This is a genomic window from Phocoenobacter atlanticus subsp. cyclopteri (assembly GCF_018343795.1).
In the GTDB taxonomy this organism is placed as follows: domain Bacteria; phylum Pseudomonadota; class Gammaproteobacteria; order Enterobacterales; family Pasteurellaceae; genus Phocoenobacter; species Phocoenobacter atlanticus.
In genome coordinates this window covers 1,255,523-1,281,191 of record NZ_CP074346.1, presented here as the reverse complement: position 1 = coordinate 1,281,191, position 25,669 = coordinate 1,255,523, and the positions used below count along the sequence as shown (strand labels likewise).

The 25,669-nt window shown below is 34.0% G+C and carries 23 protein-coding genes and 1 tRNA gene; 12 read left to right on the top strand and 12 right to left on the bottom strand.

Annotation, left to right across the window (positions count from 1 at the left end):
* Positions 1–11 precede the first annotated feature (11 nt).
* The 7 genes from KGI96_RS06020 to KGI96_RS05990 all read right to left on the bottom strand — a co-directional run bounded on the left by KGI96_RS06020 (position 12) and on the right by KGI96_RS05990 (position 7,726).
* Positions 12–1,478 (bottom strand): BCCT family transporter, encoded by a 1,467-nt coding sequence (locus tag KGI96_RS06020; protein ID WP_211597033.1) that lies wholly within the window; start codon positions 1,476–1,478, stop codon positions 12–14.
* Between the two features lie 276 nt (positions 1,479–1,754).
* Positions 1,755–2,444, bottom strand: a complete 690-nt coding sequence (gene pnuC / locus KGI96_RS06015) for a nicotinamide riboside transporter PnuC (RefSeq protein ID WP_211597034.1) — start codon at positions 2,442–2,444, stop codon at positions 1,755–1,757.
* Between the two features lie 43 nt (positions 2,445–2,487).
* Positions 2,488–3,111: a YfgM family protein gene (locus tag KGI96_RS06010; RefSeq protein ID WP_211597156.1), complete on the bottom strand. Its 624-nt coding sequence runs from the start codon at positions 3,109–3,111 to the stop codon at positions 2,488–2,490.
* 9 nt (positions 3,112–3,120) lie between these two features.
* Complete coding sequence (hisS, locus tag KGI96_RS06005) at positions 3,121–4,395, bottom strand: histidine--tRNA ligase (protein WP_211597035.1); 1,275 nt, start codon at positions 4,393–4,395, stop codon at positions 3,121–3,123.
* A gap of 93 nt (positions 4,396–4,488) precedes the next feature.
* Positions 4,489–5,484 (bottom strand): 2-hydroxyacid dehydrogenase, encoded by a 996-nt coding sequence (locus KGI96_RS06000; RefSeq protein WP_211597036.1) that lies wholly within the window; start codon positions 5,482–5,484, stop codon positions 4,489–4,491.
* 18 nt (positions 5,485–5,502) lie between these two features.
* Positions 5,503–6,618, bottom strand: a complete 1,116-nt coding sequence (gene ispG / locus KGI96_RS05995; protein WP_211597037.1) for a flavodoxin-dependent (E)-4-hydroxy-3-methylbut-2-enyl-diphosphate synthase — start codon at positions 6,616–6,618, stop codon at positions 5,503–5,505.
* Between the two features lie 16 nt (positions 6,619–6,634).
* On the bottom strand, positions 6,635–7,726 hold the full coding sequence (locus KGI96_RS05990) for a RodZ domain-containing protein (RefSeq protein WP_211597038.1): 1,092 nt from the start codon (positions 7,724–7,726) through the stop codon (positions 6,635–6,637).
* Between the two features lie 185 nt (positions 7,727–7,911).
* Between KGI96_RS05990 and hemC the strand changes: the two genes are divergently transcribed.
* The 6 genes from hemC (at position 7,912) to fabB (ending at position 14,109) form a co-directional block, all read left to right on the top strand.
* A complete protein-coding gene (hemC, locus tag KGI96_RS05985; protein WP_211597039.1) occupies positions 7,912–8,844 on the top strand; it encodes a hydroxymethylbilane synthase in 933 nt (310 codons plus the stop codon).
* Complete coding sequence (locus KGI96_RS05980; protein WP_211597040.1) at positions 8,841–9,596, top strand: uroporphyrinogen-III synthase; 756 nt, start codon at positions 8,841–8,843, stop codon at positions 9,594–9,596. The genes hemC and KGI96_RS05980 overlap by 4 nt, the downstream gene beginning before the upstream one ends.
* Positions 9,597–9,645: 49 nt before the next feature.
* Positions 9,646–11,160 (top strand): uroporphyrinogen-III C-methyltransferase, encoded by a 1,515-nt coding sequence (locus KGI96_RS05975; protein ID WP_229577130.1) that lies wholly within the window; start codon positions 9,646–9,648, stop codon positions 11,158–11,160.
* A gap of 9 nt (positions 11,161–11,169) precedes the next feature.
* Positions 11,170–12,411, top strand: a complete 1,242-nt coding sequence (locus tag KGI96_RS05970; protein WP_211597041.1) for a heme biosynthesis protein HemY — start codon at positions 11,170–11,172, stop codon at positions 12,409–12,411.
* Between the two features lie 136 nt (positions 12,412–12,547).
* Positions 12,548–12,623, top strand: a tRNA-Asn gene (locus tag KGI96_RS05965).
* A 268-nt stretch (positions 12,624–12,891) separates the two neighbouring features.
* Complete coding sequence (gene fabB, locus KGI96_RS05960) at positions 12,892–14,109, top strand: beta-ketoacyl-ACP synthase I (protein WP_211597042.1); 1,218 nt, start codon at positions 12,892–12,894, stop codon at positions 14,107–14,109.
* A gap of 178 nt (positions 14,110–14,287) precedes the next feature.
* Here the strand turns inward: fabB and artM are convergent, their stop codons facing one another.
* The 5 genes from artM to KGI96_RS05935 form a co-directional block, all read right to left on the bottom strand.
* Positions 14,288–14,968: an arginine ABC transporter permease ArtM gene (gene artM, locus KGI96_RS05955; protein WP_211597043.1), complete on the bottom strand. Its 681-nt coding sequence runs from the start codon at positions 14,966–14,968 to the stop codon at positions 14,288–14,290.
* Complete coding sequence (artQ, locus tag KGI96_RS05950; RefSeq protein WP_211597044.1) at positions 14,968–15,639, bottom strand: arginine ABC transporter permease ArtQ; 672 nt, start codon at positions 15,637–15,639, stop codon at positions 14,968–14,970. Before artQ ends, artM begins: the two co-directional genes overlap by 1 nt.
* Positions 15,639–16,364, bottom strand: a complete 726-nt coding sequence (locus KGI96_RS05945) for a lysine/arginine/ornithine ABC transporter substrate-binding protein (protein WP_211597045.1) — start codon at positions 16,362–16,364, stop codon at positions 15,639–15,641. Before KGI96_RS05945 ends, artQ begins: the two co-directional genes overlap by 1 nt.
* 35 nt (positions 16,365–16,399) lie before the next feature.
* The gene (gene artP / locus KGI96_RS05940; protein WP_211597046.1) at positions 16,400–17,128 is read right to left on the bottom strand and encodes an arginine ABC transporter ATP-binding protein ArtP; all 729 of its coding nucleotides are present in this window, start codon (positions 17,126–17,128) and stop codon (positions 16,400–16,402) included.
* A 143-nt stretch (positions 17,129–17,271) separates the two neighbouring features.
* Positions 17,272–17,556 (bottom strand): YfcZ/YiiS family protein, encoded by a 285-nt coding sequence (locus KGI96_RS05935; RefSeq protein ID WP_211597047.1) that lies wholly within the window; start codon positions 17,554–17,556, stop codon positions 17,272–17,274.
* A 253-nt stretch (positions 17,557–17,809) separates the two neighbouring features.
* On the opposite strand from KGI96_RS05935, the gene KGI96_RS05930 reads away from it, so the two are divergent.
* The 6 genes from KGI96_RS05930 (at position 17,810) to uvrC (ending at position 25,626) form a co-directional block, all read left to right on the top strand.
* A complete protein-coding gene (locus KGI96_RS05930; protein ID WP_211597048.1) occupies positions 17,810–19,219 on the top strand; it encodes a porin in 1,410 nt (469 codons plus the stop codon).
* Between the two features lie 206 nt (positions 19,220–19,425).
* The gene (locus KGI96_RS05925) at positions 19,426–21,081 is read left to right on the top strand and encodes a putative transporter (RefSeq protein WP_211597049.1); all 1,656 of its coding nucleotides are present in this window, start codon (positions 19,426–19,428) and stop codon (positions 21,079–21,081) included.
* A gap of 166 nt (positions 21,082–21,247) precedes the next feature.
* A complete protein-coding gene (gene tig / locus KGI96_RS05920) occupies positions 21,248–22,546 on the top strand; it encodes a trigger factor (protein ID WP_211597050.1) in 1,299 nt (432 codons plus the stop codon).
* A gap of 109 nt (positions 22,547–22,655) precedes the next feature.
* Positions 22,656–23,105 carry a rhodanese-like domain-containing protein gene (locus KGI96_RS05915; protein ID WP_211597051.1) on the top strand — a complete coding sequence of 150 codons (450 nt, stop codon included), beginning with the start codon at positions 22,656–22,658 and terminating at the stop codon, positions 23,103–23,105.
* Between the two features lie 30 nt (positions 23,106–23,135).
* Entirely contained in the window at positions 23,136–23,654 is a 519-nt protein-coding gene (secB, locus tag KGI96_RS05910) for a protein-export chaperone SecB (RefSeq protein WP_211597052.1), read from the top strand.
* A gap of 127 nt (positions 23,655–23,781) precedes the next feature.
* Positions 23,782–25,626, top strand: coding sequence for an excinuclease ABC subunit UvrC (gene uvrC, locus KGI96_RS05905; protein WP_211597053.1), 1,845 nt, complete (start codon positions 23,782–23,784; stop codon positions 25,624–25,626).
* Positions 25,627–25,669: the final 43 nt, after the last annotated feature.

Genomic DNA, 25,669 nt, shown 5'->3' with positions numbered 1-25,669 from the left:
ATTTTGCAAATTTATTTTACTAAGTGACCGCTTACTTTTCTATGTTGTTTCCACATATCCTTAAACATAACCATAACTTGAGCTAATTGAACTATTGCAAAGGGCAATGCTCCTGCAATGGCAACTTGTTTATTTAAATCCACATCATTGATATAAATCAATGCCATAGAAAGTATGACAAGAAGTAATGCCCATAATATTTTATTTCTCACACTCTCATTGTCGCTTAATATGCCGCAAACTAATAATGCAGAATCAGCACTTGTAATAATAAAAGTGATAAGTAATAAAATAGCTACTAATGATAAATAATTTCCAAAAGGTAAGTGAGCAAAGAATTGAAACAATCCTCGGGTATAATCTTGGTTTACTGCATTCATTAATTCCATCAAATAAGGTTGTGATAATGCAGTTCCACCAAAAGCACTAAACCATATCAGTGATGCCAATGTAGGGATAATGATGACACAACATAAAAATTGACGAATAGAACGACCTTTACTTATTCTAGCAATAAAAGGAGCAACAAAAGGTGTCCAAGCAATCCACCACACCATATAAATAACACTCCAATTTAAGCTCCATTGTTGTGATTCTGGTGCAATTTTAAAGGATACCTTTGGTAGTAATATAAGATAATGTTTTATTGATGTGAAGAAAGTACTTAAAATATTTAGAGGCTCGAAAATAATAAACATTGCGATAATAAAGGCTATCATTAATCCAGTATTTAATTGGCTTAGCCTCTTGATCCCTTTTTCTAACCCTAATATTGATGAGGCAGTAAATAGTAGTGTTAAAATAATAATAAAACTATAACGAAACAGTACTGAATCAATATCTAATAAAAGTGTTTTTTGTAACCCTGTTTGAACTAAAGCGGTACTATTAGCAAAGGTTCCCGCTAATCCAAAAATAATCGCAGTTATTGCAAGCCAATCTACTATACGCCATAATCCTGTCTTTTTTGCTGTAAAACAGGCTGAAATATGTAATGAACGTCCTCGATTAAAGCTAAACCAAGCAATAGCCAATGCGCCAAGTGCGTAGATACTCCAAGCGTGAAACCCCCAATGAAAGTATGTCAAGGCTAACGCAGTATCTGGTGAATGGCCATATTGTTGAGCAAAAAGAGGCATATTAGAAAAATGAAAGAGCGGTTCTGCAATTCCCCAAAAAATTAGCCCAGATCCCATTCCACAAGTAAATAACATCGCTAACCAACTAAAAAAACCAAATTCAGGTTTAGTATTTTGATGACCTATTTTCCAAGAACCAATAGGGCTAAGGCTAATAGCAATGGCTAAAAATAGCATAAGTGTAGCAAATAAGATAATACCTAAACCAAATGTATCAATACAAAATAAGGTAAATTGAGCAACAAGATGGATACTATTATGAGGAAATAAAAGGAATATCAACACAATAATACCAATCACTATTATGCCTCGACTTCCTTTATTAAAATATATTGACATTGTTTTGTACCTAATAACAAATAATTTGATGAAAATTCCAGTCAAACTATTTGCATAATTGTGTTTTTCCTGCCAATATTATATACAAACCTTTCTCTTTTGGAAAATAAAGTAGCTAAAAGAAAATTTAATATAAACTTCAGTTAAGCGATGACATTAAGCATACAAATTGCTATGAACGCCAAATATTGTATTTAACGTTTGAGGTCCATTCTATTTTTTACAAATTTTGAGCAACATCTTACCGCTAGCTTTTAAAAAATAACGTCCACAATGCTATTCACTTTTTTGTAATTTTGTCCAGTTGTAGTAACCATATAATGAATTCAGTAAATAAGCACCATACATTAAGTACATTGCTGCAGTATCTACCCATAAGATGATACTAAGAATATTGATAATAATCCATAATGCCCATTGTTCACGGTAGCGTAAGATCATTAATAGTTGAGCCGCAACAACTAAAACAGTGGTTACACCATCTAATCCTGCAGCACTTCCACCAAAATATTTTAATGCACTAATAAAACATAATGAACCTACTGCAACACTGGTAACGAGAATAGTCCAACCTTTTAAGTCTAATGCTTTAGCAATAACTGTTTCATCACCACCTTGGTTATTTTGCATATTCTCTTTCCAAAGAAAGTAGCCAATAAATTGAGCTGGGATATATACATATAATGTGGTATTCATCTCTCCTAAGTAATTATTACCTAGAGAAACATAAAAATAACTATAAGCAAAAATTAAACCAAAGAAATAGTTACTGATTTTACCTTTACCAACAAAAACAACGCAGATAATTCCTGAAATTCCCGCAATCATTCCTAATAAAGTATCTGGTTGAAGAATAAAAGCAATGATTTGTGCTAATAAAAGTAACCCTAACCAAACAACTTCAAAAGGCTTCCAGCCTGAAAAAAGTTCGTGCTTAGTTTGTTCAATAAGTTGTTTGTAGTCCATAAGTTCCTCTAAGGGTAATAAAATGTAAAATATTTGCTACATTTTATAGGTTATTTATACGAATATCAATCAAAGATTGCACATTTATTGGAGCATTTGCTTTTGCTTGCTGATAAGCACTTTTTGCTGCTGCAATATCACCTTTTGCAACTAAAATATCGCCAGTTAAAATTTGTTTACGTAAATCCCACGCTTTACCTTCAACTTGAGATAATACTGTTAGAGCATCATCAAACTGTTTTAACTGATAATCAACCATTGCTAAACGTAAACGAATAATATTTTGTAAAGTCGCATCTTCCGTATTTGGCAAGGTATTTTGCAAAGTGCTTTGTGCTTTCGTAAACTCTTTTGCTTCTACTTGTTTCTTAGCTAACTCTAATGCTGAAAATACGGCGTAGCTTGTGTCTTTATTTTCAGAAATAAATTTTTCTACAAGGGGTTGATTTTTTTCAGGATTTTTTATATAACTTTCTACGACAGCTTGATATGTAGCAGAAGCTTGTTGTGTTGCTTGTAATTTATGGTTTTGCCAAAATTTCCAACCAAAAATACTTAATGAAATTACACAAATAACCACCAGAATTGGTGTACCATTTTCTTTAAACCACTTTTTAACATTGTTAAATTCTTGTTCTTCGGTTTGATTTAAATATTCACTCATAATTTTTCCTTATTAAAAACGTTTTTTTAATTCATTAATTAGTTCATCTTGAGAAAGTGTAACTTGTTCTACTTCACCAAATAAATCTTTTACTACTACTGTATTTTCTGCCACTTCACTTTCACCCAATACCAATGCAATTTTTGCACCTAGTTTATCGGCTCGCTTAAATTGTTTTTTAAATGCGCCACCACTGCAATGTAACATTGTGCGTAATTCGGGTAATTCTGTGCGTAATGTTTCAGCGAGTTTAAATGCTGAGGCAGTCACATTTTCACCATTATAAACCACATAAATATCAACATTGCGAGGTAATACTACTTCACTATTCACTTCTTGAACGAGAAGCACTAAACGCTCTAATCCCATTGCAAAACCAACACCTGCGGTGGCGTGACCGCCGAGTTGAGCAACTAAACCATCATAACGACCACCAGCACATACCGTTCCTTGTGAACCTAATGCGGTAGTGACCCATTCAAACACCGTTTTGTTGTAATAATCTAAACCACGTACTAGTTTTTGATTGATTACATAATCAATTCCCATCTGATCCAAAACTTGACGCACTCCCGCGAAATGTTGTTGCTCTTCTTCGTTTAAAAAGCTATGCAATTTAGGTGCATCATTCAATATTGCTTGAATATCTTCATTTTTAGTATCTAAAATACGAATAGGGTTAGTGGTTAAACGACGTTTACAATCTTCATCTAAAATATCTAAATGATTATTTAAAAATTCAACTAATGCCTCACGGTATTTAGTGCGAGTTTCTAAGCCACCAATAGAATTTAACTCTAAAGTGACGTGTTGGCGAATACCTAATTTTTCCCATAAACGAGCAGTTAATAAAATCAACTCAGCATCAGCTTCAGGATTATTAACACCAAAAACTTCTACTCCACATTGGTGGAATTGGCGGTAACGTCCTTTTTGAGGACGCTCATAACGGAACATTGGACCCATATACCAAAGGCGTTGTTCGTTATTATAAATCCACCCATTTTGTATCGCCGCTCGTACACAACCAGCGGTGCCTTCAGGACGTAATGTTAAGCTTTCATTATCACGATCTAAAAAGGTAAACATTTCTTTTTCAACAATATCTGTTGCTTCTCCCACACCACGTTTAAAAAGTGCTGTTGGCTCTAATACAGGGCTACGCATTTCACTGTAGCCATAGCTTGCGAGTGTTTCTCGAATTTGTTTTTCTACCCATTGCCATAGTGGGGTTTCTGTTGGGGCACAATCGTTCATTCCACGAATTGCTTGAATACTTTTTGCCACGCTTAATTATCCTTATGTTTCTTTTTTAAGCGGTGCGATTTTAATAAAAATTTGCAAATTCTTATAATAATCATACCGCTTATTTTTTATTATTTAATTTGGTAATACGATATTAGGACATTCTTTACCTTTTAATAATGTCGCAATATTGGTCAAAGTTACATCAGAAATATTAACTAAAGCCTCTTCCGTTAAAAATGCTTGATGTCCTGTTAACAAGACATTATGAAAAGATGATATTCTACGGAATAAGTCATCTTGAATAATATCATTTGATTTATCTTCAAAAAAGAGTGATTGTTCATTTTCATACACATCTAATCCTAACGCACCAATTTTTTGTTGTTTTAATGCTGTTAATGCTTCTTGTGTATCAATGAGGGTGCCTCTGCTAGTATTAATAATCATCACTCCTCTACGCATCTTTGCAAAACTTTCGGCGTTTAGCATATGATAATTCTCAGGGGTGGCTGGGCAGTGTAATGTAATTATATGAGATTTTTGATACAACTCATCAAGCTCCACATATTTTGCGCCTAGCTCTTCTGCCTGTGGATTTTTAAAAGGATCATAAGCGAGGATGTTCATTCCAAAGCCTTTTAAAATAAGGATTACCGCTAAGCCAATTTTTCCTGTTCCGATTACCCCCGCAGTACGTCCGTACATATTAAACCCCGTTAACCCCTCTAATGAAAAGTTAGCATCTCGAGTACGTTGATAAGCTCGATGAATTTTACGGTTTAACGTCATCATTAATCCGACAGTATGCTCTGCGACCGCTTCTGGTGAATAAGCAGGTACTCGAACGACTTTAATGCCTAATTCTTTCGCTGCTTGAAGATCAACATTATTAAAGCCTGCACAACGCAAAGCCACTATTTTGACCTTGTATTCTGCTAATCTTTCTAATACTTTGCGACTACCATCATCATTAACAAAAATACAAACAGCATCACAGCCTTCTACTATTTTGACAGTTTGTACATTCAACATAAAATCGAAGAATTTTAACTCAAAGCCAAATTTACTATTAATTAGCTCTAAGTATTTACGATCATAATTTTTGGTTCCAAATATCGCAATTTTCATTTATTTTCCTTAATTTAATTATAATTGCTCTATGGCAATTCGTTTACTTGCATCTTGCATACTAATTTTGGCACGGATTTTTGCTTCTAATTGATCAATAAGTAAAGCATTATCAAAACGCTCTTTTTGACGAACACCATCAAGGTAATAACCACTCATTTTACTTGAACCTGTGACACCTAAATCTGAGATAAGTGCTTCCCCTGGTCCGTTAACCACGCAACCAATTATAGAAACGTCTAGAGGTGTAATAATATCTTCTAAACGTTGTTCTAATTCATTTACTGTGGCAATCACATCAATTTCTTGACGAGAACAAGTAGGACAAGCAATAAAATTAATACCACGCGAGCGAATTCTTAAGGATTTTAAGATATCAAAACCGACTTTGATTTCTTCTACAGGATCTGCCGCTAATGAAATACGCAATGTATCACCAATACCTTCTGCAAGAAGTAATCCTAGTCCAATCGCTGATTTTACTGATCCCGCTCTTGCTCCACCAGCTTCAGTTATACCCAAATGTAATGGTTGTTTAATCTGTTGTGCTAATAAACGATAAGACTCTACAGCTAAAAATACATCAGAGGCTTTAACGCTGACTTTAAATTGATCAAAGTTCAATCTATCTAAAATATCGACGTGTCTTAACGCACTTTCTAACAATGCTTGTGGGGTCGGTTCACCATATTTTTCTTGTAAATCTCGCTCAAGTGATCCTGCGTTAACCCCGATACGGATAGGAATATTCTTATCTCTTGCACAATCTACTACAGCTCGAATACGCTCTTCACTGCCAATATTACCTGGGTTGATACGTAAACAATCCACACCATACTCCGCTACTTTTAACGCAATACGATAATCGAAATGGATATCTGCGACTAAAGGCACGTTGACTTGCTGTTTAATTGCTTTAAATGCTTCTGCTGCATTCATTGTTGGTACGGATACTCGAACAATATCGGCACCGACTCGCTCAAGAGCTTTAATCTGAGCAACTGTGGCTTCCACATCTGTTGTTCGTGTATTTGTCATTGATTGCACTGAAATTGGTGCATCACCCCCGACAGGGACATTACCCACATAAATTTTTAACGATTCGCGACGTTTAATTAAAGGTTGTTTTAGCATATTTATTTTTAGATTTCTATTTTAGCGGTAATGAAATACGAGAAACTTGTCCATCCAATTTAAGAGGAACTTTCTCTTCTTGGTAATAAACTTTAACATTCATTGGTGCACCAATAATTAATTGATAATTATGGTGATCATTAAACGTTAATTTATCTCCTGATTTATATAGTTTTGAGGTTAATGTTTGTTCATTATCACCACGTACAGTAATCCAACTGGAAGCGGAAATAACTTCTATACGTAAATTATTTTTAGATTCTACTGCTTGAGTTTTTCTTTCTTCAATTTTAGTTTCTGCAACGTTATTAATTGGATTACTATTTGATTCAAATAATTTTGTAGAATCTGTCATCGTTGGAGGTTCTGGTGTTGTTTCTGATTGATTATTTTCTAAATCAGATGGTTTAGATTCAATACTGTCCGTTGTTTCTTTTGTTTCAAGTTTTTTTATATTTTCGGTTGTTACTGATGTTGTTACATCGTTTATTTTATGTGGAGTTGGCTGCAAATTGGATATTATTTTGTTATCGTTCTCTTTTAATTCTTGAGAGAGAATTTGTTGTGGTGCTTTTTGTGTATTTTCAGCCTTAAAAATCATAGAATTTGCAGTTGAATTAACAAGTGCTTCTCTTTCCTCTTGCTCTTTCTGATAATTTTGCCACCACCAAAGTAATGTCATTCCAAATGCAAATAGTAACACAAAAACTGTCATTACTTTTATCCACCCACAACGAGATTTTGTGTTTGTGTTTGTTTTTGTTTGAATAGTATCTAGAATAGAAACTTTAACACCACTGCAAGAACTCTCCTGCAATAGCTCTTCGGGTAACTCTAAAAACTGAAGATAACGTTTTAAATAACCTTGAGTAAAAACAACAGGAAGATTTGGTAAAGCAAATATATCGTTTTCAAAAGATTGAATGATAGACGTTTTAAAATGTAACAAGTTGGCAACATCTTTAATTGATAACCCTTTATTTATCCGAGCATTTTTTAATTTAGCCCCTAATGTTAATTTAGGTTGTTCTTCCTGTTGATTTTGATCATTTGTATGGATTTTTTCATTATTTGTATTTTTATTTCTTAGAATTGCAAATCCGCTCATATTCAGCAACCTCTTTTTTGTTTTTTATGCAAATATTACGGAGGAGGATTTTACATTAAAAATAGATAAATCTCTAATTAATTTCGATTTTAAAAGACTATTTTAGCATCAAATTAATTTTGGCAGCATTTATAAAACGTGATAGTATTTCAACTATGATGTTAAATTAATCAAATAAATAAAAAATGACAGAAATTTTGAGAATAGCAACACGTCAAAGTCCTCTAGCATTATGGCAAGCCAATTTCGTCAAAAAATTACTGGAACAAAAGTTTCCAGCTCTTAATATTCAATTGGTTGAGATGGTCACCAAAGGCGATGTGATTTTAGATACTCCGTTAGCCAAAATCGGGGGAAAAGGATTGTTTGTTAAGGAACTAGAATTGGCATTATTGGAAAATCGTGCTGATATTGCAGTGCATTCAATGAAAGATGTTCCAATGGAATTTCCTAAGGGATTAGGACTTACAGCAATTTGTATGAGAGAAGATCCTCGTGATGCCTTTGTTTCTAATCAATATAATAATTTAGATGAGTTACCCACGAATGCCATTATTGGTACGTCAAGTTTACGTCGTCAGAGTCAAATTATGGCGCACTATCCTCATTTACGAGTAAAATCATTGCGAGGAAACGTAGGAACGCGTTTAAGCAAACTAGATAATGGTGAATATGATGCAATTATTCTTGCTTCTGCTGGTTTAATTCGTTTAGATCTACAGGCACGTATTCGTTGTTTTCTTTCTGTTGAACAAGTTTTACCTGCTTGTGGTCAGGGAGCTATTGGAATAGAAACACGTTTAAATGATCAGCGAGTATTACGCTATATTGCAAATTTGCATCATAATGCTACCGCTTGCTGTGTTCTGGCAGAAAGATCAATGAATCGTTATCTGCAAGGTGGGTGTCAAGTTCCTATCGGAGGTTTTGCTACATTAGACGGAGATATAATTACACTCACTGCCTTAGTGGGAGCACTCGATGGCTCAACGCTCATTCGTGTTACACAAAAAGCATCAAAAGAACAGGCGGAGCAGTTGGGTGTGAGTGTTGCAAAGGAATTACTATCAAAAGGTGCTGATAAGATCCTTGAAGAGGTTTACCAGAATAATCGATGAAAGTATTAGTCACTCGCCCTGAAAAAGTTGGAGAAGAATTAACAGAAATGTTGCAACATCATAATATTTCTGCAATACATTATTCCCCATTTGATATTGTTGGAGGGCGAGAACTATCACAACTTCCTTCTGTATTAGCTTCTTTAACACCTAATGATTATGTACTTTCTGTTTCTAAAAATGCGATTTATTTTGCTCATCATATCTTAGTGCAGAATAATATTAAATGGCGTGATGACTTAAAGTATTTTGCTATAGGGAAAGCATCTGCAAATTATTTTTCTGCTTTATCAAAACAAGCGGTACGTTATCCAATAAAATTTGCAAATAGTGAAACTTTTTTAGCTCTCCCTGAAATGGAGAGAGTAATACATAAGAATTTTATTATTTTACGTGCAGAAAAAGGTAGAGAACTAATTTCTACTGAAATAACCAAAAGAGGGGCAAGAGTTAAAAGTATCGAATGTTATTGTCGTTTAACAAAAAAGGGTATAAATGCTAAAATGTCCTTTTTTAAACAGGCTAGAATTGATACACTTATTATTAGTAGCTGTGATATTTTAAATACTCTACTTAAACAAACATCGTTACAAGATAGAAAGTGGCTTATTCAATGTTTGCTTATTGTAGTAAGTGAACGAATTGCAAAATATGCAGTAAGTATAGGTTGGAGAAGAGATAATATTATTATTTCAACACAAGTAAATAATAATAGCTTATTAGAAACTGTTATCACATATCATAATCAATGATATACTATGATTGAACATTATGAATATTAACTAGAGAAGGGGTGAGTTTATGTCAAAACCAAATAAAGACGTTAAACAAACAACAAATAAAACTGATTCAGAAATAACTAAAATGTCTGATAAAGACAATCAAACGGTTGTTTCTGAACAAAAAAATATGAATAAAAAAGAGGAGAGCGGGCAGCATACTCAAACAGAAAAAGCGGTTCCTTCTAACAATAAAAATCCAAACAAGAAAAAACAAAAGCCTAATGTTGCATCACAATCAACTGTTAATACTCAAAATAAAACTGATGAGAAAACAGTAGAGCCTACAAATACAAAACCACAATCAGAGCCAAAAGAGAAAAAACAGAAGTCTGGTGGTACGGGCATTGCATTACTTGCATTGATTGTTTCTTTAGGTGTTGGTGGAGCCGGTTATTACTTTGGAATGCAAAAATTTACTCAATTAGAGCAAAAAATTGCAACATACTCACAGCAATCTCCTCAAGTTAATACTGCAACTGCTACAGCAGGCGTTTCTTCAGAACAGTTGAATCAACAACTGACACAATTAACGACAAAACTTGAAGAGCAGCTGAAAACAGAGGTACAGACACAAATTCAACCTGTTATTCAAGATATAGCAAAAATCCAAGAGTCAGTAAAAACTCAATCAGTAGCAGAAGAGTCTGAAACATCTTCTTCAATTTCAACTCAAATCAATGATGAAATTGTAAAACTTACTGAAGAGTATAAAAAATCACAACAAAAAATTGCTCAGTTAGAAAAAATGCAAAGTGATTATGCTCAGCAAATTACACAACTTAAAACCCAAGTTAATACACCAGAATCTACAGCGGTAGTGCTTTCTGATGCCGATTTCTTATTAAATAATGCTTTACGCAAGATGGTGTTAGATAATGATATTGGTACAGCAAAACTGTTGTTAAAAGATGCGGGTTCACTTTTGAGTGAAGTAAGTGCTCCTCAAATATTAAAAATTAGAGAAGCTATTCAAACAGACTTAAAACAACTTGATTCAGTGAATGACGTTGATCAAGATGCCTTGATGTTAAAATTAACGCATCTTGCTAATAGTGTTGATGATATGCCAATGCTAAATTCTCAAGAAGATGGCACAGAGGAAACATCAAAAGAGATCAGTGGTTCTCTTGAAGATTGGCAGAAAAATATTGAGAAAAGTGCAGGTTCATTCCTTTCTCACTTTATTCGAATCAATGATAAAGATAACTCAATTCAGAAAGTGTTTGTTTCTCCAAGCCAAGAAGCTTATCTTAGAGAAAACATTCGTTTACGCTTACAAATTGCTACATTAGCGATACCTCGTCAGCAAAATACTTTATACAAAGAATCATTGGATACTGTCGCTTCTTGGGTAAGAAGTTATTTTGATGTTGAAAGCAGTAATGTAAAAGCATTCTTAAACGAAATTGACAGCCTTGCTCAACAGTCTGTCTATATTGATGCTCCACAACAGTTAAGTAGTTTAGATTTACTTAATACATTAAGAACTCAAGAGGTACCTAAAGCACCACAACCTCAAGAAGTAGCACAATAGGAGAATGGTATGTTTAGAATTCTTTTTTTAATGTTCTTATTACTTGCGGGGTTAGTCGCAGGTCCTTATATTGCAGGTCATCAAGGTTACGTAAGAATTGAAACTGACACAAAAGTCATTGAAATGAGCATTGTTATGCTTGTTGTATTCTTTGTTGCATTAATGGCAGTTATTTATCTTGTTGAAGGGATACTGAAGTCTTTCTTCTCATTAAGTAGAGGTTATTATCGTTGGTTCTTTACTCGTAAACGTAAAAAAGCACAGAAACAAACCCTTGAGGGGTTAGTCAAAATGAGTGAAGGTGACTATTCTAAAGCAGAAAAACTAATTGGTAAAAATGCTAAACACTCAGATAAACCTGTACTTAACTTTATTAAAGCGGCAGAAGCGGCTCAGAGAAAAGGGGATGAAAAGGCTGCAAATAAATATTTAGTTGAAGCTTCAAAAATTGCTGGAGATAACAATATAGCATTAGAAATTGCTCGAGCAAAAATTCTTATGTTACAGAAAAAACTACCAGCTGCACGTTCTGCGGTAGATAGTTTACTTGAACTGGATTCTCGTAACACAGAAGTATTAAGTTTAGCTATTCCAGTGTATCAGAAATCAGGTGCTTTCATTGCGATGGATCATATTCTTGAAGATGTGAAATATCAAAATATACTTACAAATGAAGAATATCTCGACTTAGAACATTGGGTTGACGATGGGCTACTTGATGAAAAACTTCACGAAGAAGGTCAAGAAGGATTATTAAACTGGTGGAAACAACAACCAAGTCGTCGTAATAAATCTGTTTATGCAAGAACGGGTTTAATTAAACGTTTAATTGATTGTGATGATCATCAATCAGCACAAACTTTAGCTTTTGAAACAGTGAAAAAATATAAAGATGACGAACTTGAATTATTATTTGATGAATTAACTCGTTTAGATATTGCTGATAATAAACGTTTACTGAAATTACTAACCAAACGTGGCAAAAAAGCGGTAGAACGTTACAGTGATGATTATGCTCGTATCGTAGGATATGCACTAGTTCGTGAGGGTGAATTTACCCAAGCAAAACCTTATTTTATACAACTTCTAGAGCACAAAGAATGTAATGCTAATGATCGCATTATGGCATCTTATGTTGCTGAGCATACGCTCGATGCAGAGTTATCTGCTCAAATTCATTCTTTAAACTTAAAAGAAGTGAATGTAAAAGAGGTCGAACCAGTATTAGCACTACCAGATAAATTAAGTTAATTCAGCTGTTTAAGTTCAGTAAAAGTGGATAATTAAATTTATTAATGATTATTTACTTGGGATTATGAGTAAGTTTGTTTTTCGAGAATTGGTTTCTTGACAAAGCAAACTTACTAATATATCCTGAAAAAACTATTCCTCCTTAGTTCAGTCGGTAGAACGGTGGACTGTTAATCCATATGTCGCTGGTTCAAGTCCAGCAGGAGGAGCCAATTTTTTAGTTATCTTTTGATGATGTTTTATTTATCTCCTTTTGTAAAACGCTAATTCATTCCTCCTAGAATTAGATCAAAAGATCTTACCCTCAATTATGAGGGTATTTTTTTGTTTAAAATTCATAATAAATTACCTTATATTTAAAAAAACTGATCTGACCACGACTAAAATCGTGTAAAATGAAGGGGTATTTTATGGCTTATTTTATTCAATAAGTATAAGCTATAATGGTTCCTATTATTAAACTTTCATTAGAGGATAACAATGAAAAGAGTCGTTATTACAGGTTTAGGTGTTGTTTCAAGTATCGGAAATAACAAAGAAGAGGTATTAAATTCACTAAAAGCAGGTAAATCTGGTATTGAATTTGTTCCTGAATTTGCAGATATGAAAATGCGTAGCCAAGTGGCTGGTACAATCAAATTGAATCCTAAAGAACTCATTGATCGTAAAGTATTTCGTTTTATGGGAGATTGTGCTGCTTATGCTTATCTCTCAATGAAAGAAGCTATAGAAGATGCAAATTTAACTGAAGAACAAGTTTCAAATGATCGTGTCGGATTAATTGTTGGTTCAGGAATTGGTTCGGGTCATTGGCAGTTAATTGCTTGTAATGCAGCTCAAAGTCCTCGTGGAATTAAAGCTGTTGGACCTTATGCCGTAACCAAAACAATGTCTTCAAGTATTTCGGCTTGTTTAGCTACCCCTTTTAAAATTAAAGGAGTAAATTATAGTATTAGCTCTGCTTGTGCAACTTCAGCGCATTGTATTGGTAACGCAATGGAATTAATCCAGTTAGGTAAACAAGATATAGTATTTGCTGGCGGTGGTGAAGAGCTTGCTTGGGAATCGGCTTGTGAATTTGATGCAATGGGAGCGGTTTCAACTAAATATAACGATACGCCAGAAAAAGCCTCTCGTGCTTATGATGCAGAGCGTGATGGCTTTGTTATCTCCGCAGGAGGAGCCATAGTGGTTGTTGAAGAACTTGAACACGCTCTTGCTCGTGGTGCAAAAATTTATGCTGAAATTGTAGGTTATGGTGCGACATCTGATGGTTATGATATGGTTGCTCCAAGTGGTGAAGGGGCTGTTCGTTGTATGAAACAAGCGTTAGCAACCGTTAAAGATGAAGTTGAATATATTAATGTTCACGGGACATCAACGCCAGTTGGAGATCTAAAAGAACTAGAAGCAATCCAATCGGTATTTGGTGATAAAAAACCTGCCATTTCTTCCACTAAATCAATGACGGGTCACTCTTTAGGTGCTGCAGGTGCTCACGAAGCGATTTATTCTTTATTAATGCTAGACAATAAATTTATTGCTCCAAGTATTAATATTGAAACCTTAGATGAAAAAGCAAAAGGGTTAAATATTGTCACTGAATACCAAGAGAAAGAACTCACAACAGTGATGTCTAATAGTTTTGGTTTTGGTGGAACAAATGCTTGTTTAGTTTTCCAAAAATATAAAGCATAAATTGGATAGTGGTATAGAATAGATAAAACATCTTTAGTTTTAGTATGTTAAGCGGGTAGATTTAAATAAAGATTTGCAAATTTTGATTTTAATATACCCGCTATAAAATAATAAAAGAGACAATAAAAAATATTGTCTCTTTTATTTTATTCTATTTTATTTGATTTTCTTACTATAATTATTCTTCTACTTCAAAACGTTCAAAAGTGAGTACATAAGCCTCTAGTCTTCTTAACAGAAGCACCATAATACCTGTAATGATTAAATAAATAACACCCGCCATACCATAAATAGATAACGCATCATATTCCATTCCGTATAACTGACGAGCATAACCCATAATATCCATTACCGCGATGGTTGAAACAAGAGAAGTACCTTTGAATACGAGTACTATTTCATTACTGTAAGAAGGTAACGAACGTTTTAATGCATAAGGAATTAAAATCTTTAATGTTTGTAAACGACTTAATCCTAGAGCAGAGCAGGTTTCCCATTGCCCTTTTGGAATGGCTTTAACTGCACCGTGAAACAGAAGCGTTGAGTAAGCAGCACTGTTTAATGCAAGGGCTAAAATAGCACAAAACCACGCATTAGATAAGAAATACCAAAGAGGGCTATCAATTATCCATTGAAATTGCCCAGGTCCACTATAAATAAGGAAAAATTGGATTAACAATGGCGTACCAGTAAAAGCAGTAATAAATAGATTAATCATTTTTTTTACTAAGCTATTTTCCATTGAAAGCAGAAAGGTAAAACTGACAGCAATAATGAAAGCAATCACTAATGAGATAGCGGTTAGTTGCAAACTGGTACTAATTCCTTGCGAAATAGTAATAAAATAATCCCACAACATTAGTTATTTCCTCTTTCAAAACGAGTAAAACGGTACTCTAATTTAGCAATGAAAAATTGGCTAACAAGTGTAATGACAAGATAAATCAATGCAGTAATACTATACCAAGTAAAAGGTTTATGGGTTGACGCATTAATTAAATCTGATTGACGCATTAAGTCGCTGACTCCAATTAAAGAAACTAATGCAGTATCTTTTAACAGAACAAGCCATTGATTGCTTAGTCCAGGTAAAGCATGTCGCCAAACTTGAGGCATAATAATTTTAATAAAGGTTTGTGGACGACTAAAACCTAACGCAACACCTGATTCCCATTGACCGAGTGGAATAGCTTTAATTGCACCACGTAAGGATTGTGAAGCATAGGCGGCAAAAATAATACCTAATGCGACTGCTCCGCACCAGAATGCACTAAATTCGACAAACTCATCAGTTATTAAAAAGAACAGTTGTGTTAGTCCAAAATAAATAATAAAGACGACCAGAATTTCGGGTAAACCACGTAATAGCGTCACTAAAATACTGGCACTATTGCGAATAAATGTAATTTTATTCATTTCTAGTATAACGAACAAAATTGCAAGTATTAAGCCTATCATAAGGCTTGCAACAGCAAGCGTTAATGTGACTAACGTTGCTGAAGAAAAAGAGTGAAGAATATCAAAAGACATTATTTTTTCGTCATCCAAGTTTGATAAATTTTATCCAATGTACCGTTTTCCTTCACAGTTTTTAATGCAGTATTTAATTTTTCTAATAATTCTTTATTCGATTTATTTACTGCAATACCGTAACCAATACCAAAGAAATCTTTATCTTTTACTTTATCACCAACAAAGGTAACCGATGTTTCAGTTGGTAACCATTCTGCTAACACTGGTGTATCACCAAAGATCATATCAATACGTCCATTTTTAAGATCTAAGATTGCATTTTGTAATGAAGGATACGATTTTAATTGATATTGTGGCATTTTCTTCATTAAATATTCTTGATAAGTCGAACCATTCTGCACACCAATCACTTTCGCTTCTTTCGGCATATCTTTATCTTTTAATGCTAAGAAACTTGCTGAATTTTCAAGATAAGGTTGCGTGAATGACACTTGTTTTTGACGCTTGTCTGTAATATCCATTGCAGAAATAATTGCATCAAATTTTTTGAATTTTAAACTTGGAATTAAGCTATCAAAGGCTGTGTTTTTAAATTCACAGGTTGCATCAAGCTGTTCACAAAGTGCATTCGCTAAATCAACATCGAATCCAACGATTTCGCCTTTGTCTGTAGTACTTTCAAAAGGAGCATATGTTGCTTCCATAGAGAAAGTGATCGTTTCTTTTGCCACTGCAGATAATGCTGTGGTTGCAAATAGTGCTGTTAATAATAATTTTTTCATTGTTGAGTCCTTATTTTAGTTTAGTTAGAAAATATTTAGTGAGAAAGATAAGCTGCAAACTCTTTAGTTTGTGGTTTATCAAAGCAACTAGCATTCCCAAATTCAATTACTTTTCCTTGCTCCATATAAACAACTTTTGTTGCGACTTTTTTGGCAAAAGAAACTTCGTGAGTAACGATAACTTGGGTAATGCCTGTATTTTGTAATTCATTAATAATATTAATAATTTGTGCAGTAATTTCAGGATCTAAAGCTGCTGTTGGTTCATCAAATAACAGTACTTCAGGTTGCATCATTAATGCCCTTGCAATAGCAACACGCTGTTGTTGTCCTCCAGAAAGTTGTAATGGAAAACGTTCTGAAAAATCTTCAATACGTAAACGCACTAATAAACCTTCCGCTCTTTTTGTTGCTTCTTCTTTTGATAACCCTAATACTTTCATTGGTGCTTCAATTAAATTTTGCATTACTGTTAAGTGTGGCCATAAATGATATTGTTGAAATACCATCCCCACTTCTTTACGTAACAAGGCAATCTGCTTTTGATCAATTTTATTGCTTAAATCAAACTGGTGATCTGCAATTTTCAATGTGCCAGATTTTGGCATTTCAAGTAAATTAAGGGTACGAATTAATGTACTTTTCCCTGCACCACTTGGTCCAAGAAGTACAATTGTATCGCCTTTATCAATATTTAAGTTAATGTCAAAAAGAGCTTGGGTTGAGCCATAAAAGAAATTAACATTATTAATTTGGATTGCCACGAAATTAAGGTCCTTTCTGTAAAATAGATAATGAATATATATTAAAATTATATGCATAAATATGCAAGCGTTTTTTGTTTTATTTAAAAAATAAAAAAATCCCCAGTTGTTAATACTGAGGATTTTTGAAAAATAAGTATAAATTAACGAGTGGAAAGCTGAAAAATCATTGCTTCTGCTTGACAGCAAAATTCAAAATCAGCCTTTAATTCATAGCCATTTTCAACTTGTGTAATTTTACTGTTTATTTGACAAGGCTCAGACTCTGCAGTTTTGGCTTTTTCAGTTAAATAAGCTAAAGCATCTTCTGCTTGTGATTGTGTTGCGTACACTTGTACAAAATCAACACTACGATCTTCACCATCAATGACAGTGCCTACATCAACACAACCGCATACCTTAGATTCATTTGCTTCACATTTAGACATTTTTCACCTCTATTTAGTTTGAATTTTAATATATTTGGAATAAAGTTTACTCATTTCTGTTTTAAGGTGCAATAAAAATTGTCATAGTAATACCTTTTTAAGTGGTCTGAACAGTTTGTTAAGTAAAGTAATTTTATTGCTACTTTATTTTTCAGCTTTTAAAATTTGTTCGCAAAAAGCGATAATGCTTAAGAAATTTGTAAAAATAGGTAAATATCTTACCGCTTTAATATTAACAAGGAACAAAGAAATTATGAAAAAAATGACACAGCTATCATTAGCTGCAATATTAACATTATCGGCAACAGGTAGTTTTGCTGCAGGTTTCCAACTTGCTGAAATCTCAACTTCTGGTTTAGGCTCCTCATTTTCAGGGAATGCTGCTATCGCAGAAGATGCTTCTATTGTTGCAACCAATCCAGCTTTAATGACAGAGTTTACCCGACCAGAGATTTCTGCAGGTGGTATTTATGTTGGAGCAAAAGTAGATATTAACGGGAATTTATCAGGACGAAATGCTTCTAATAAAAATATAGTACCAAACGCAATTATACCTAATCTTTACTTTGTTTCACCAGTGAATGAGCGTTTTAGTATCGGAGCAGGCATAAACGTAAACTACGGTTTAAAAACACAATTTGAGGAAAATTATACAGCAGGCTGGCTAGGTGGTATGACTGAATTGAAAGCAATAAACTACAATTTGAGTGGTGCTGCAAAATTGGGTCATGGTTTTAGTTTTGGTTTTGGCGTAAACGTCGTTCACGCAGAAGCTGAATTAGATCGTTATGCTGGTGTTTTACCAGAAATGTTAGCAAATGGATTGTTACAAAAAAAACCAATGTTAGAACAAGCTTTACGAAATCCAGCACTTCCAGCTAGCAAGAGAGCTGAATTACAAGCGACATTAAACAAAATCAATGCTGTTGCACCAATGCTTCCTATGATTGCGGGCATACCTGCAAGTACAAAAATCAAGCATTTAGAAGGTAACGAGTGGGGTTATGGTTGGAATGCAGGATTAACATACAGTATAAATGAGAACCATCGTTTCGGTTTAGCTTATCATTCAGGTATCAAACTTGATTTCAAGGGAAAATTCTCTAATGAATTATCGATAGCATTAGGTTCTTTACTTCCTGAAAATTTACAACCTGCAACAGGAGGTAAAAATGTTCCTGCAAAATTATCTGTAACTTTACCTGCTTTCTGGGAGCTATCAGCTTACCATAAATTAACGGATCAGCTTGCATTACATTATAGTTGGAAGCATACCAAATGGAGTGTGTTTAAACGTTTATTAGCAACCGATAATAACAACAAAGATTTGCTACGTAGAGAAGAAAAATTCTCTGATAATAACCGTTATGCAATTGGTTTAACTTATAAAGCAATGGAAAAGTTAACATTACGTGCGGGTATTGCTTATGAACAAAGTGCAAGCAGAAAAATACCATCAATATCTATTCCTGATACTAATAGAACTTGGTACAGCATTGGAGCAACATATAAATTTACGCCTAATTTAAGTACCGATATTGGTTATGCTTATGTTTATGGACATAAAAATAATTTCTCTGAAGGAACTGGAGCGGGAAGTTTAGATGTTAAGTCTCGTGCACACGTAAACTTATTTGGCTTAAACGTAAATTATAAATTCTAATTTATAAAACGAATATCTAAGACTATATAGTTATAAGCGGTTACATTTTGTTAGTTTTTTGTAAAAATTTAACAGAATGTAACCGCTTTTCTGTTCAAAAATGTAAAAGTGTTATAAATACGCCATTATTTTGCGATAAATCTAATTTTTTATTGTAATTTTTGATAGAATTCACCTAGTTATTTTTTATTTTATTAGGGGAAACAATGAGTGAAATAGCAATCACGGTAAGTATCCTTTCTTTAGTTGCGGTGTTAGGACTATGGATTGGAAACTTTAAAGTTCGAGGTGTTGGACTCGGTATTGGGGGCGTTCTATTTGGTGGGTTATTTATTGCTCACTTTATGCAGCAGTATGGACTTCATTTAGATAAACATACCTTACACTTCATACAAGAATTCGGGTTGATTTTATTTGTTTATACCATAGGTATTCAAGTTGGTCCTGGATTTTTCTCATCACTACGTCATTCAGGCTTAAAATTAAATGGTTTTGCATTTATGATTGTTGCCATTAGTGGTGTATTAGTGGTGTTACTACACAAATTATTTGATGTGCCACTTCCTGTTATTTTGGGGGTATTCTCTGGGGCGGTAACCAATACGCCATCACTAGGTGCTGGACAACAAATTCTAGCAGAATTAGGTAGTGATACCGAAGTAATGGGTATGGCGTATGCCATTGCCTATCCTTTTGGTATTGTGGGTATTTTACTTGCAATGTGGTTGGTACGTGTTATTTTCAGAATTAATGTTGATCAAGAAGCAGAAGATTTTGATAAAACCCAAAATACCAAAAAAAGTGGATTAAGTTCATTAAATGTGCGTTTGACTAATCCAAATTTACAAGGTTTAACATTAAAAGAAATTCCTGATTTTGAACTTCACGATGTCGTTTATTCTCGGTTAAAACGAGGGAGTGAAGAACTTTTTGTACCAAAGGCAGATACTCAATTATTGATTGGTGATGTACTTCATCTTGTCGGAGAAGCAACAACATTAAATAAAATGAAGCTAATTTTAGGTGAAGAAGCCGAAATGTCGCTTTCAACCAAAGGTACACACTATCGTTCAGAACGTGCAGTTGTCACCAATGAAAAAATCTTTGGTAAAAAACTTCGTCATTTAGGATTTAAAGGTAAATATGATGTAGTTATTTCTCGTTTAAATCGTTCAGGTGTAGAACTTGTCCCAAATAGTGAAATGACACTTCAATTTGGTGATGTCCTTAATTTAGTAGGGCGAGAAGATGATATTAAAGCGGTAATGGCGATTATCGGTAATGCCCAACAAAAGTTACAACAAGTACAAATGTTACCAATTTTTATCGGTATCGGTTTAGGGGTACTACTTGGATCTATTCCACTTTATATTCCAGGTTTCCCAGTGGCATTAAAATTAGGTTTAGCAGGTGGTCCATTAGTGGTTGCTCTCATCTTGGCTCGTATCGGTAGCATTGGTAAATTATATTGGTTTATGCCACCAAGTGCTAACCTTGCATTGCGAGAAATTGGTATTGTGCTATTCCTTGCGGTTGTAGGCTTAAAATCTGGCGGACATTTCCTTGAAACATTATTAAGCAGTGAAGGAATGTCTTGGATTGGTTTTGGTGTTCTTATTACCTTTATACCACTTATCGTAACAGGCTGTGTGGCTCGTATTTATGGTAAGGTAAATTATCTCACCATTTGTGGGCTGTTAGCAGGTTCAATGACCGATCCACCAGCACTAGCTTTTGCGAATGCAATTAAAGAAGAGAGTGGCGCATCAGCATTATCTTATGCGACAGTTTATCCACTTGTTATGTTCTTACGTATAATGTTGCCACAGTTATTAGCTATCGTACTTTGGACTGTCGGTTAAATTTTAAATCATAATAAAAATAGGACGAAAAAATCGTCCTATTTTTATTTGTATTGTTCAAATAATAAACTGTTGTGATTTTATTCCTCGACATCAAAGCAAGGGATCGTTACAATTAGCACCTATTTATCCATTTATTTACATACCGACTAGAGGTTAATTTTTAATGTCAAATGCAATTGAAACAACTCAAGGCTTAGAACGCCGTGTAACTATTACTGTGCCTGCTGATAAAATTGAAGCAGCATATCGTCAAGAATTAAAAGGCGTGGCGAAAAATGCCAAAATTGATGGTTTCCGTAAAGGTAAGGTCCCTCATACTATTTTAGAGCAACGTTATGGTGCATCTGTGCGTCAAGATGTTTTATCCGATAATATGCAACGTGCATTCTTTGATGTTATTATCGAAGAAAAAATCAATATCGCAGGTCGTCCAACATTTACGCCTGAGAGCTATGAAATTGGTAAAGATTTTACATTCTCAGCAACTTTTGAAGTCTATCCAGAAATCGAATTAAAAGGTTTAGAAAATATAAAAGTTGAAAAATCAGTAGTAGAAATTACAGATGCTGATATCGATAAAATGATTGACGTATTACGTAAACAACAAGCAACATTTAGTGAAACAGTGGAAGCGGCTAAAGCAGAAGATCGTGTAACTATTGATTTTGTTGGTTCTATTGATGGTGAAGAATTTGAAGGTGGTAAAGCATCAGATTTCGCATTAGCAATGGGTCAAGGTCAAATGATACCAGGTTTTGAAGAGGGCATCGTTGGTCACAAAGCGGGTGAAGAGTTTGATATTATGGTTACCTTCCCTGAAGATTACCAAGCAGAAAACTTAAAAGGTAAAGAAGCAAAATTTGCCATTACCTTGAAAAAAGTAGAAGTAATGGAATTACCAGAAGTTAATGATGAATTTGTTCAGCGTTTTGGTAAAACGAAAACAGTTGCAGACTTACGTGAAGAAATTAAACGTAATATGGAACGTGAACTTAAAAATGCCGTAATTTCAAAAGTAAAAACTCAAGTAATTGATGGCTTACTTGCTGAAAATGAGATTGAAGTGCCACAGTCTGCTATTAATGAAGAAGTTGAAGAATTACGTAAACAAGCTGCACAACAATTCGGTGGAAACCCTGAAGTTGCAGCCCAACTTCCAGCTGAGTTATTTACAGAACAAGCGAAACGTCGTGTTCAAGTTGGTTTATTGTTCTCATCTGTGATTACAGAAAATGAAGTAAAAGTTGATGAAGAGCTTGTAAAAGAGAAAATTGCGGAATTAGCTTCTGCTTACGAAGATCCAGCAGAAGTAGTTGAATACTATGCGAAAAATAAACAATTAACAGATAATATACGCAATGTTGTTTTAGAAGAACAAGCGGTTGAAAGTATTCTTGCAAAAGCTCAAGTGACTGAAAAAACTCAGTCATTTGATGATGTAATGAATAAACAACAAGGCTAGCTCTCTAAAAGGTTAAAAGACAGTTGTCTTATAATTAAACAAGCGGTTACTTTTAGAGGGAAATTTACTAAAAGTAGCCGTTCTTATTTTATCATCATAGAGAGAAATTATGGACCCAACATTAATTCAGGAAATTCAACAGTTTGCCTCAAACCATACTATTATGGTTATTGCTTGGTTTGCTTTACTTGTTGCTTTGATAATCAATTTTTATCAAGGATTAACTAGTAAATTTAAAATTATTAATAACGCTCAACTCACACACTTAATTAATAAAGAAGAAGGTGTGGTATTGGATTTACGCAGTGACGATGAATTTAAAGCAGGACATATCATTGAGAGTATACATATATTACCGTCCGATATTAAAGGTAAAAATACTCAACGTATTGAAAAATACAAAGCTCGTCCTGTTATTTTAGTTTGTGCGACTGGTGTAACAGCAAGTACAAGTGCGGCAATATTAACTAAACAAGGTTTTGAAAAAGTGTATGTATTAAAAGAAGGTATTAGTGCGTGGAGTGCTGAAAAATTACCTTTAATTAAAAAACATAAATAACCCCATTATCAACAAAGTAAGGAAAAAACGATGTCTGAAGAAAATCAAGTAGCAGCAGAAGAACAGCAAGAAGAACAACAATTTGATCTTCAAATTCAACGTATTTATGTTAAAGACGTTTCATTTGAGGCACCAAATCTTCCAACTATTTTTCAACAAGAGTGGGAGCCAGAACTAGGTTTTGAATTAGATACTGAAACCAGAGAATTGGCAGAAGATATTTATGAAGTCACTTTACACCTTAACATTAAAACAACAATGAAAGAGTCAAAAGACGTGGCGTTCATTTGTGAAGTAAAACAAGCAGGTGTATTTAGTATTCAAGGTATTGAAGGCGTGCAACTTGCACATTGTTTAGCGGCACATTGCCCTAATATACTATATCCTTATGCAAGAGAATTGGTTGCAAGTTTAGTAAATCGTGGAACTTTCCCAGCACTTAATCTATCACCTGTAAATTTTGACGCATTATTTATGGACTATTTAGAAAGTCAGCAGGAAGAAGAAACAGAGGAAGAAGAAACAGAGGAAGAAAAAACGATTAATTAATTTAGTCTAATTTTCTCAAAACTGTGCCTTATTTTAAGGTGCAGTTTTTTTATATCTTGAGAAGTGGAAAGTCTGTTATAATTTGGTAAATTTTATGAAACATCATACCGCTTAACATCTTATTTATATGGCAACCACATTTGATCATATTGCTTTTCTAAAAAATATTCCTCATACATCAGGGGTTTATCGTATGTATGACGATAAACAAACCATTATTTATGTTGGAAAAGCGAAAGATCTAAAAAAGCGTTTAGCCAGTTATTTTAGAAAAAACCTTACTAGTCGTAAAACAGAAGCACTAGTATCCAATATTGCTCATATTGAAATTACTCTTACTCATTCTGAAACAGAAGCATTACTATTAGAGCATAATTATATTAAACAGCACAAACCTCGTTATAACGTATTATTGCGGGACGATAAATCTTACCCTTATATTTTATTAACTCATCATCCACATCCTCGTATTACCTCTTTTCGAGGAAATAAAAAAGTGAAAGGAGAATATTTTGGTCCTTATCCAAATTCCACAGCAGTACGTGAAACCTTAACACTATTACAAAAACTATTTCCAATACGACAATGTCAAGATAGCTATTATAAAAATCGCTCTCGCCCTTGTTTACAATATCAAATTAAACGTTGTTTAGCCCCTTGTGTGAAAGGTTATTGCACAGATAATGAATATGATCAACAAGTACATTTTGTCCGTTTATTTTTACAAGGAAAAGATCAGCAGGTTATTACTCATCTTGTACAAAAAATGGAACAAGCTGCACAGAATTTAAATTTTGAAGAAGCGGCTCGTTATCGGGATCAAATTCAAGCAGTACGAACCGTAACAGAAAAACAATTTGTTGATAATGAACGTTTAGATGATTTGGACATTATTGCTATTGCGTATCAGCACGGCATTGCTTGTGTCCATATTCTATTTGTGCGACAAGGTAAAGTCCTCGGAAATCGTAGTTACTTTCCAAAATTACCGAGTAATACAGATTTAACAGAATTATGTGATACTTTTGTCGGACAATTTTACCTACAAATTAATCAACATCGCACTATTCCTAATCAAATTATTATTAATCATAAACTGACGGAAGTTACTGCTTTGAATGAAATTCTCACAGAGCAAGCTGGGAGAAAAGTGACTATTATTGATGGAGCTGTGCGAGGTGAAAAAGCGCGTTATTTACGCCTTGCACATACCAATGCGACTTCAGCATTAACACAAAAATTGCAACAAAACTCACAAATTGCAGCTCGTTATCAAGCACTGCAAGAAGTATTAAATATACCTGAAATTAAACGAATGGAATGTTTTGATATCAGCCATACAATGGGAAGTCAAACTGTTGCTTCTTGTGTTGTGTTTGATCAAAAAGGAGTATTAAAGTCAGATTATCGTCGCTTTAATATTGAAGGAATAACTGGCGGAGATGACTATGCAGCAATGGAAAAAGCACTTTTAAAACGTTATAACAAACCTCTTACTGAAGATAAAATCCCAGATATTATTTTTATTGATGGAGGCAAGGGGCAACTTAATCGAGCTTTAATGACTTTTGAAAAGTTAAATGTGGCTTGGAATAAAGATCACCCATTACTTATTGGTGTATCAAAAGGCGTAGAGCGTAAAGCAGGGTTAGAAACCTTAATTATCAGCAAACAACAGAATAAAGAAATACACCTACCACCAGATAGCTTAGCACTGCATTTAATTCAACATATCCGAGATGAATCTCATCATCACGCTATCACTGGGCATCGAAAAAAACGTCAAAAAGCCTTTACAGAAAGTGGGTTAGAATCTATCGCAGGAATTGGTGCTAAACGTCGTCAAGTATTATTAAAGTATTTGGGAGGAATGCAAGGTGTTAAATCAGCGACTGTGGAAGAAATTGCTAAAGTACCAGGCATCTCAACAGCCCTTGCAGAAATTATTTTTGATGTATTACAGAATGGGTAAGTATAATTTATAATTTAAATAAGATACTAAAAATGTACATTTT

What these genes read in the sequence shown, in the direction of transcription:
- KGI96_RS06020 (WP_211597033.1), bottom strand. Translation starts at nt 1,478, where the DNA reads ATGTCAATATATTTTAATAAAGGAAGTCGAGGCATAATAGTGATTGGT.
- pnuC (WP_211597034.1), bottom strand. Translation starts at nt 2,444, where the DNA reads ATGGACTACAAACAACTTATTGAACAAACTAAGCACGAACTTTTTTCA.
- KGI96_RS06000 (WP_211597036.1), bottom strand. Translation starts at nt 5,484, where the DNA reads ATGAAAATTGCGATATTTGGAACCAAAAATTATGATCGTAAATACTTA.
- ispG (WP_211597037.1), bottom strand. Translation starts at nt 6,618, where the DNA reads ATGCTAAAACAACCTTTAATTAAACGTCGCGAATCGTTAAAAATTTAT.
- KGI96_RS05990 (WP_211597038.1), bottom strand. Translation starts at nt 7,726, where the DNA reads ATGAGCGGATTTGCAATTCTAAGAAATAAAAATACAAATAATGAAAAA.
- hemC (WP_211597039.1), top strand. Translation starts at nt 7,912, where the DNA reads ATGACAGAAATTTTGAGAATAGCAACACGTCAAAGTCCTCTAGCATTA.
- KGI96_RS05980 (WP_211597040.1), top strand. Translation starts at nt 8,841, where the DNA reads ATGAAAGTATTAGTCACTCGCCCTGAAAAAGTTGGAGAAGAATTAACA.
- KGI96_RS05975 (WP_229577130.1), top strand. Translation starts at nt 9,646, where the DNA reads ATGTCAAAACCAAATAAAGACGTTAAACAAACAACAAATAAAACTGAT.
- KGI96_RS05970 (WP_211597041.1), top strand. Translation starts at nt 11,170, where the DNA reads ATGTTTAGAATTCTTTTTTTAATGTTCTTATTACTTGCGGGGTTAGTC.
- fabB (WP_211597042.1), top strand. Translation starts at nt 12,892, where the DNA reads ATGAAAAGAGTCGTTATTACAGGTTTAGGTGTTGTTTCAAGTATCGGA.
- artM (WP_211597043.1), bottom strand. Translation starts at nt 14,968, where the DNA reads ATGTTGTGGGATTATTTTATTACTATTTCGCAAGGAATTAGTACCAGT.
- artQ (WP_211597044.1), bottom strand. Translation starts at nt 15,639, where the DNA reads ATGTCTTTTGATATTCTTCACTCTTTTTCTTCAGCAACGTTAGTCACA.
- KGI96_RS05945 (WP_211597045.1), bottom strand. Translation starts at nt 16,364, where the DNA reads ATGAAAAAATTATTATTAACAGCACTATTTGCAACCACAGCATTATCT.
- KGI96_RS05935 (WP_211597047.1), bottom strand. Translation starts at nt 17,556, where the DNA reads ATGTCTAAATGTGAAGCAAATGAATCTAAGGTATGCGGTTGTGTTGAT.
- KGI96_RS05930 (WP_211597048.1), top strand. Translation starts at nt 17,810, where the DNA reads ATGAAAAAAATGACACAGCTATCATTAGCTGCAATATTAACATTATCG.
- KGI96_RS05925 (WP_211597049.1), top strand. Translation starts at nt 19,426, where the DNA reads ATGAGTGAAATAGCAATCACGGTAAGTATCCTTTCTTTAGTTGCGGTG.
- tig (WP_211597050.1), top strand. Translation starts at nt 21,248, where the DNA reads ATGTCAAATGCAATTGAAACAACTCAAGGCTTAGAACGCCGTGTAACT.
- KGI96_RS05915 (WP_211597051.1), top strand. Translation starts at nt 22,656, where the DNA reads ATGGACCCAACATTAATTCAGGAAATTCAACAGTTTGCCTCAAACCAT.
- secB (WP_211597052.1), top strand. Translation starts at nt 23,136, where the DNA reads ATGTCTGAAGAAAATCAAGTAGCAGCAGAAGAACAGCAAGAAGAACAA.
- uvrC (WP_211597053.1), top strand. Translation starts at nt 23,782, where the DNA reads ATGGCAACCACATTTGATCATATTGCTTTTCTAAAAAATATTCCTCAT.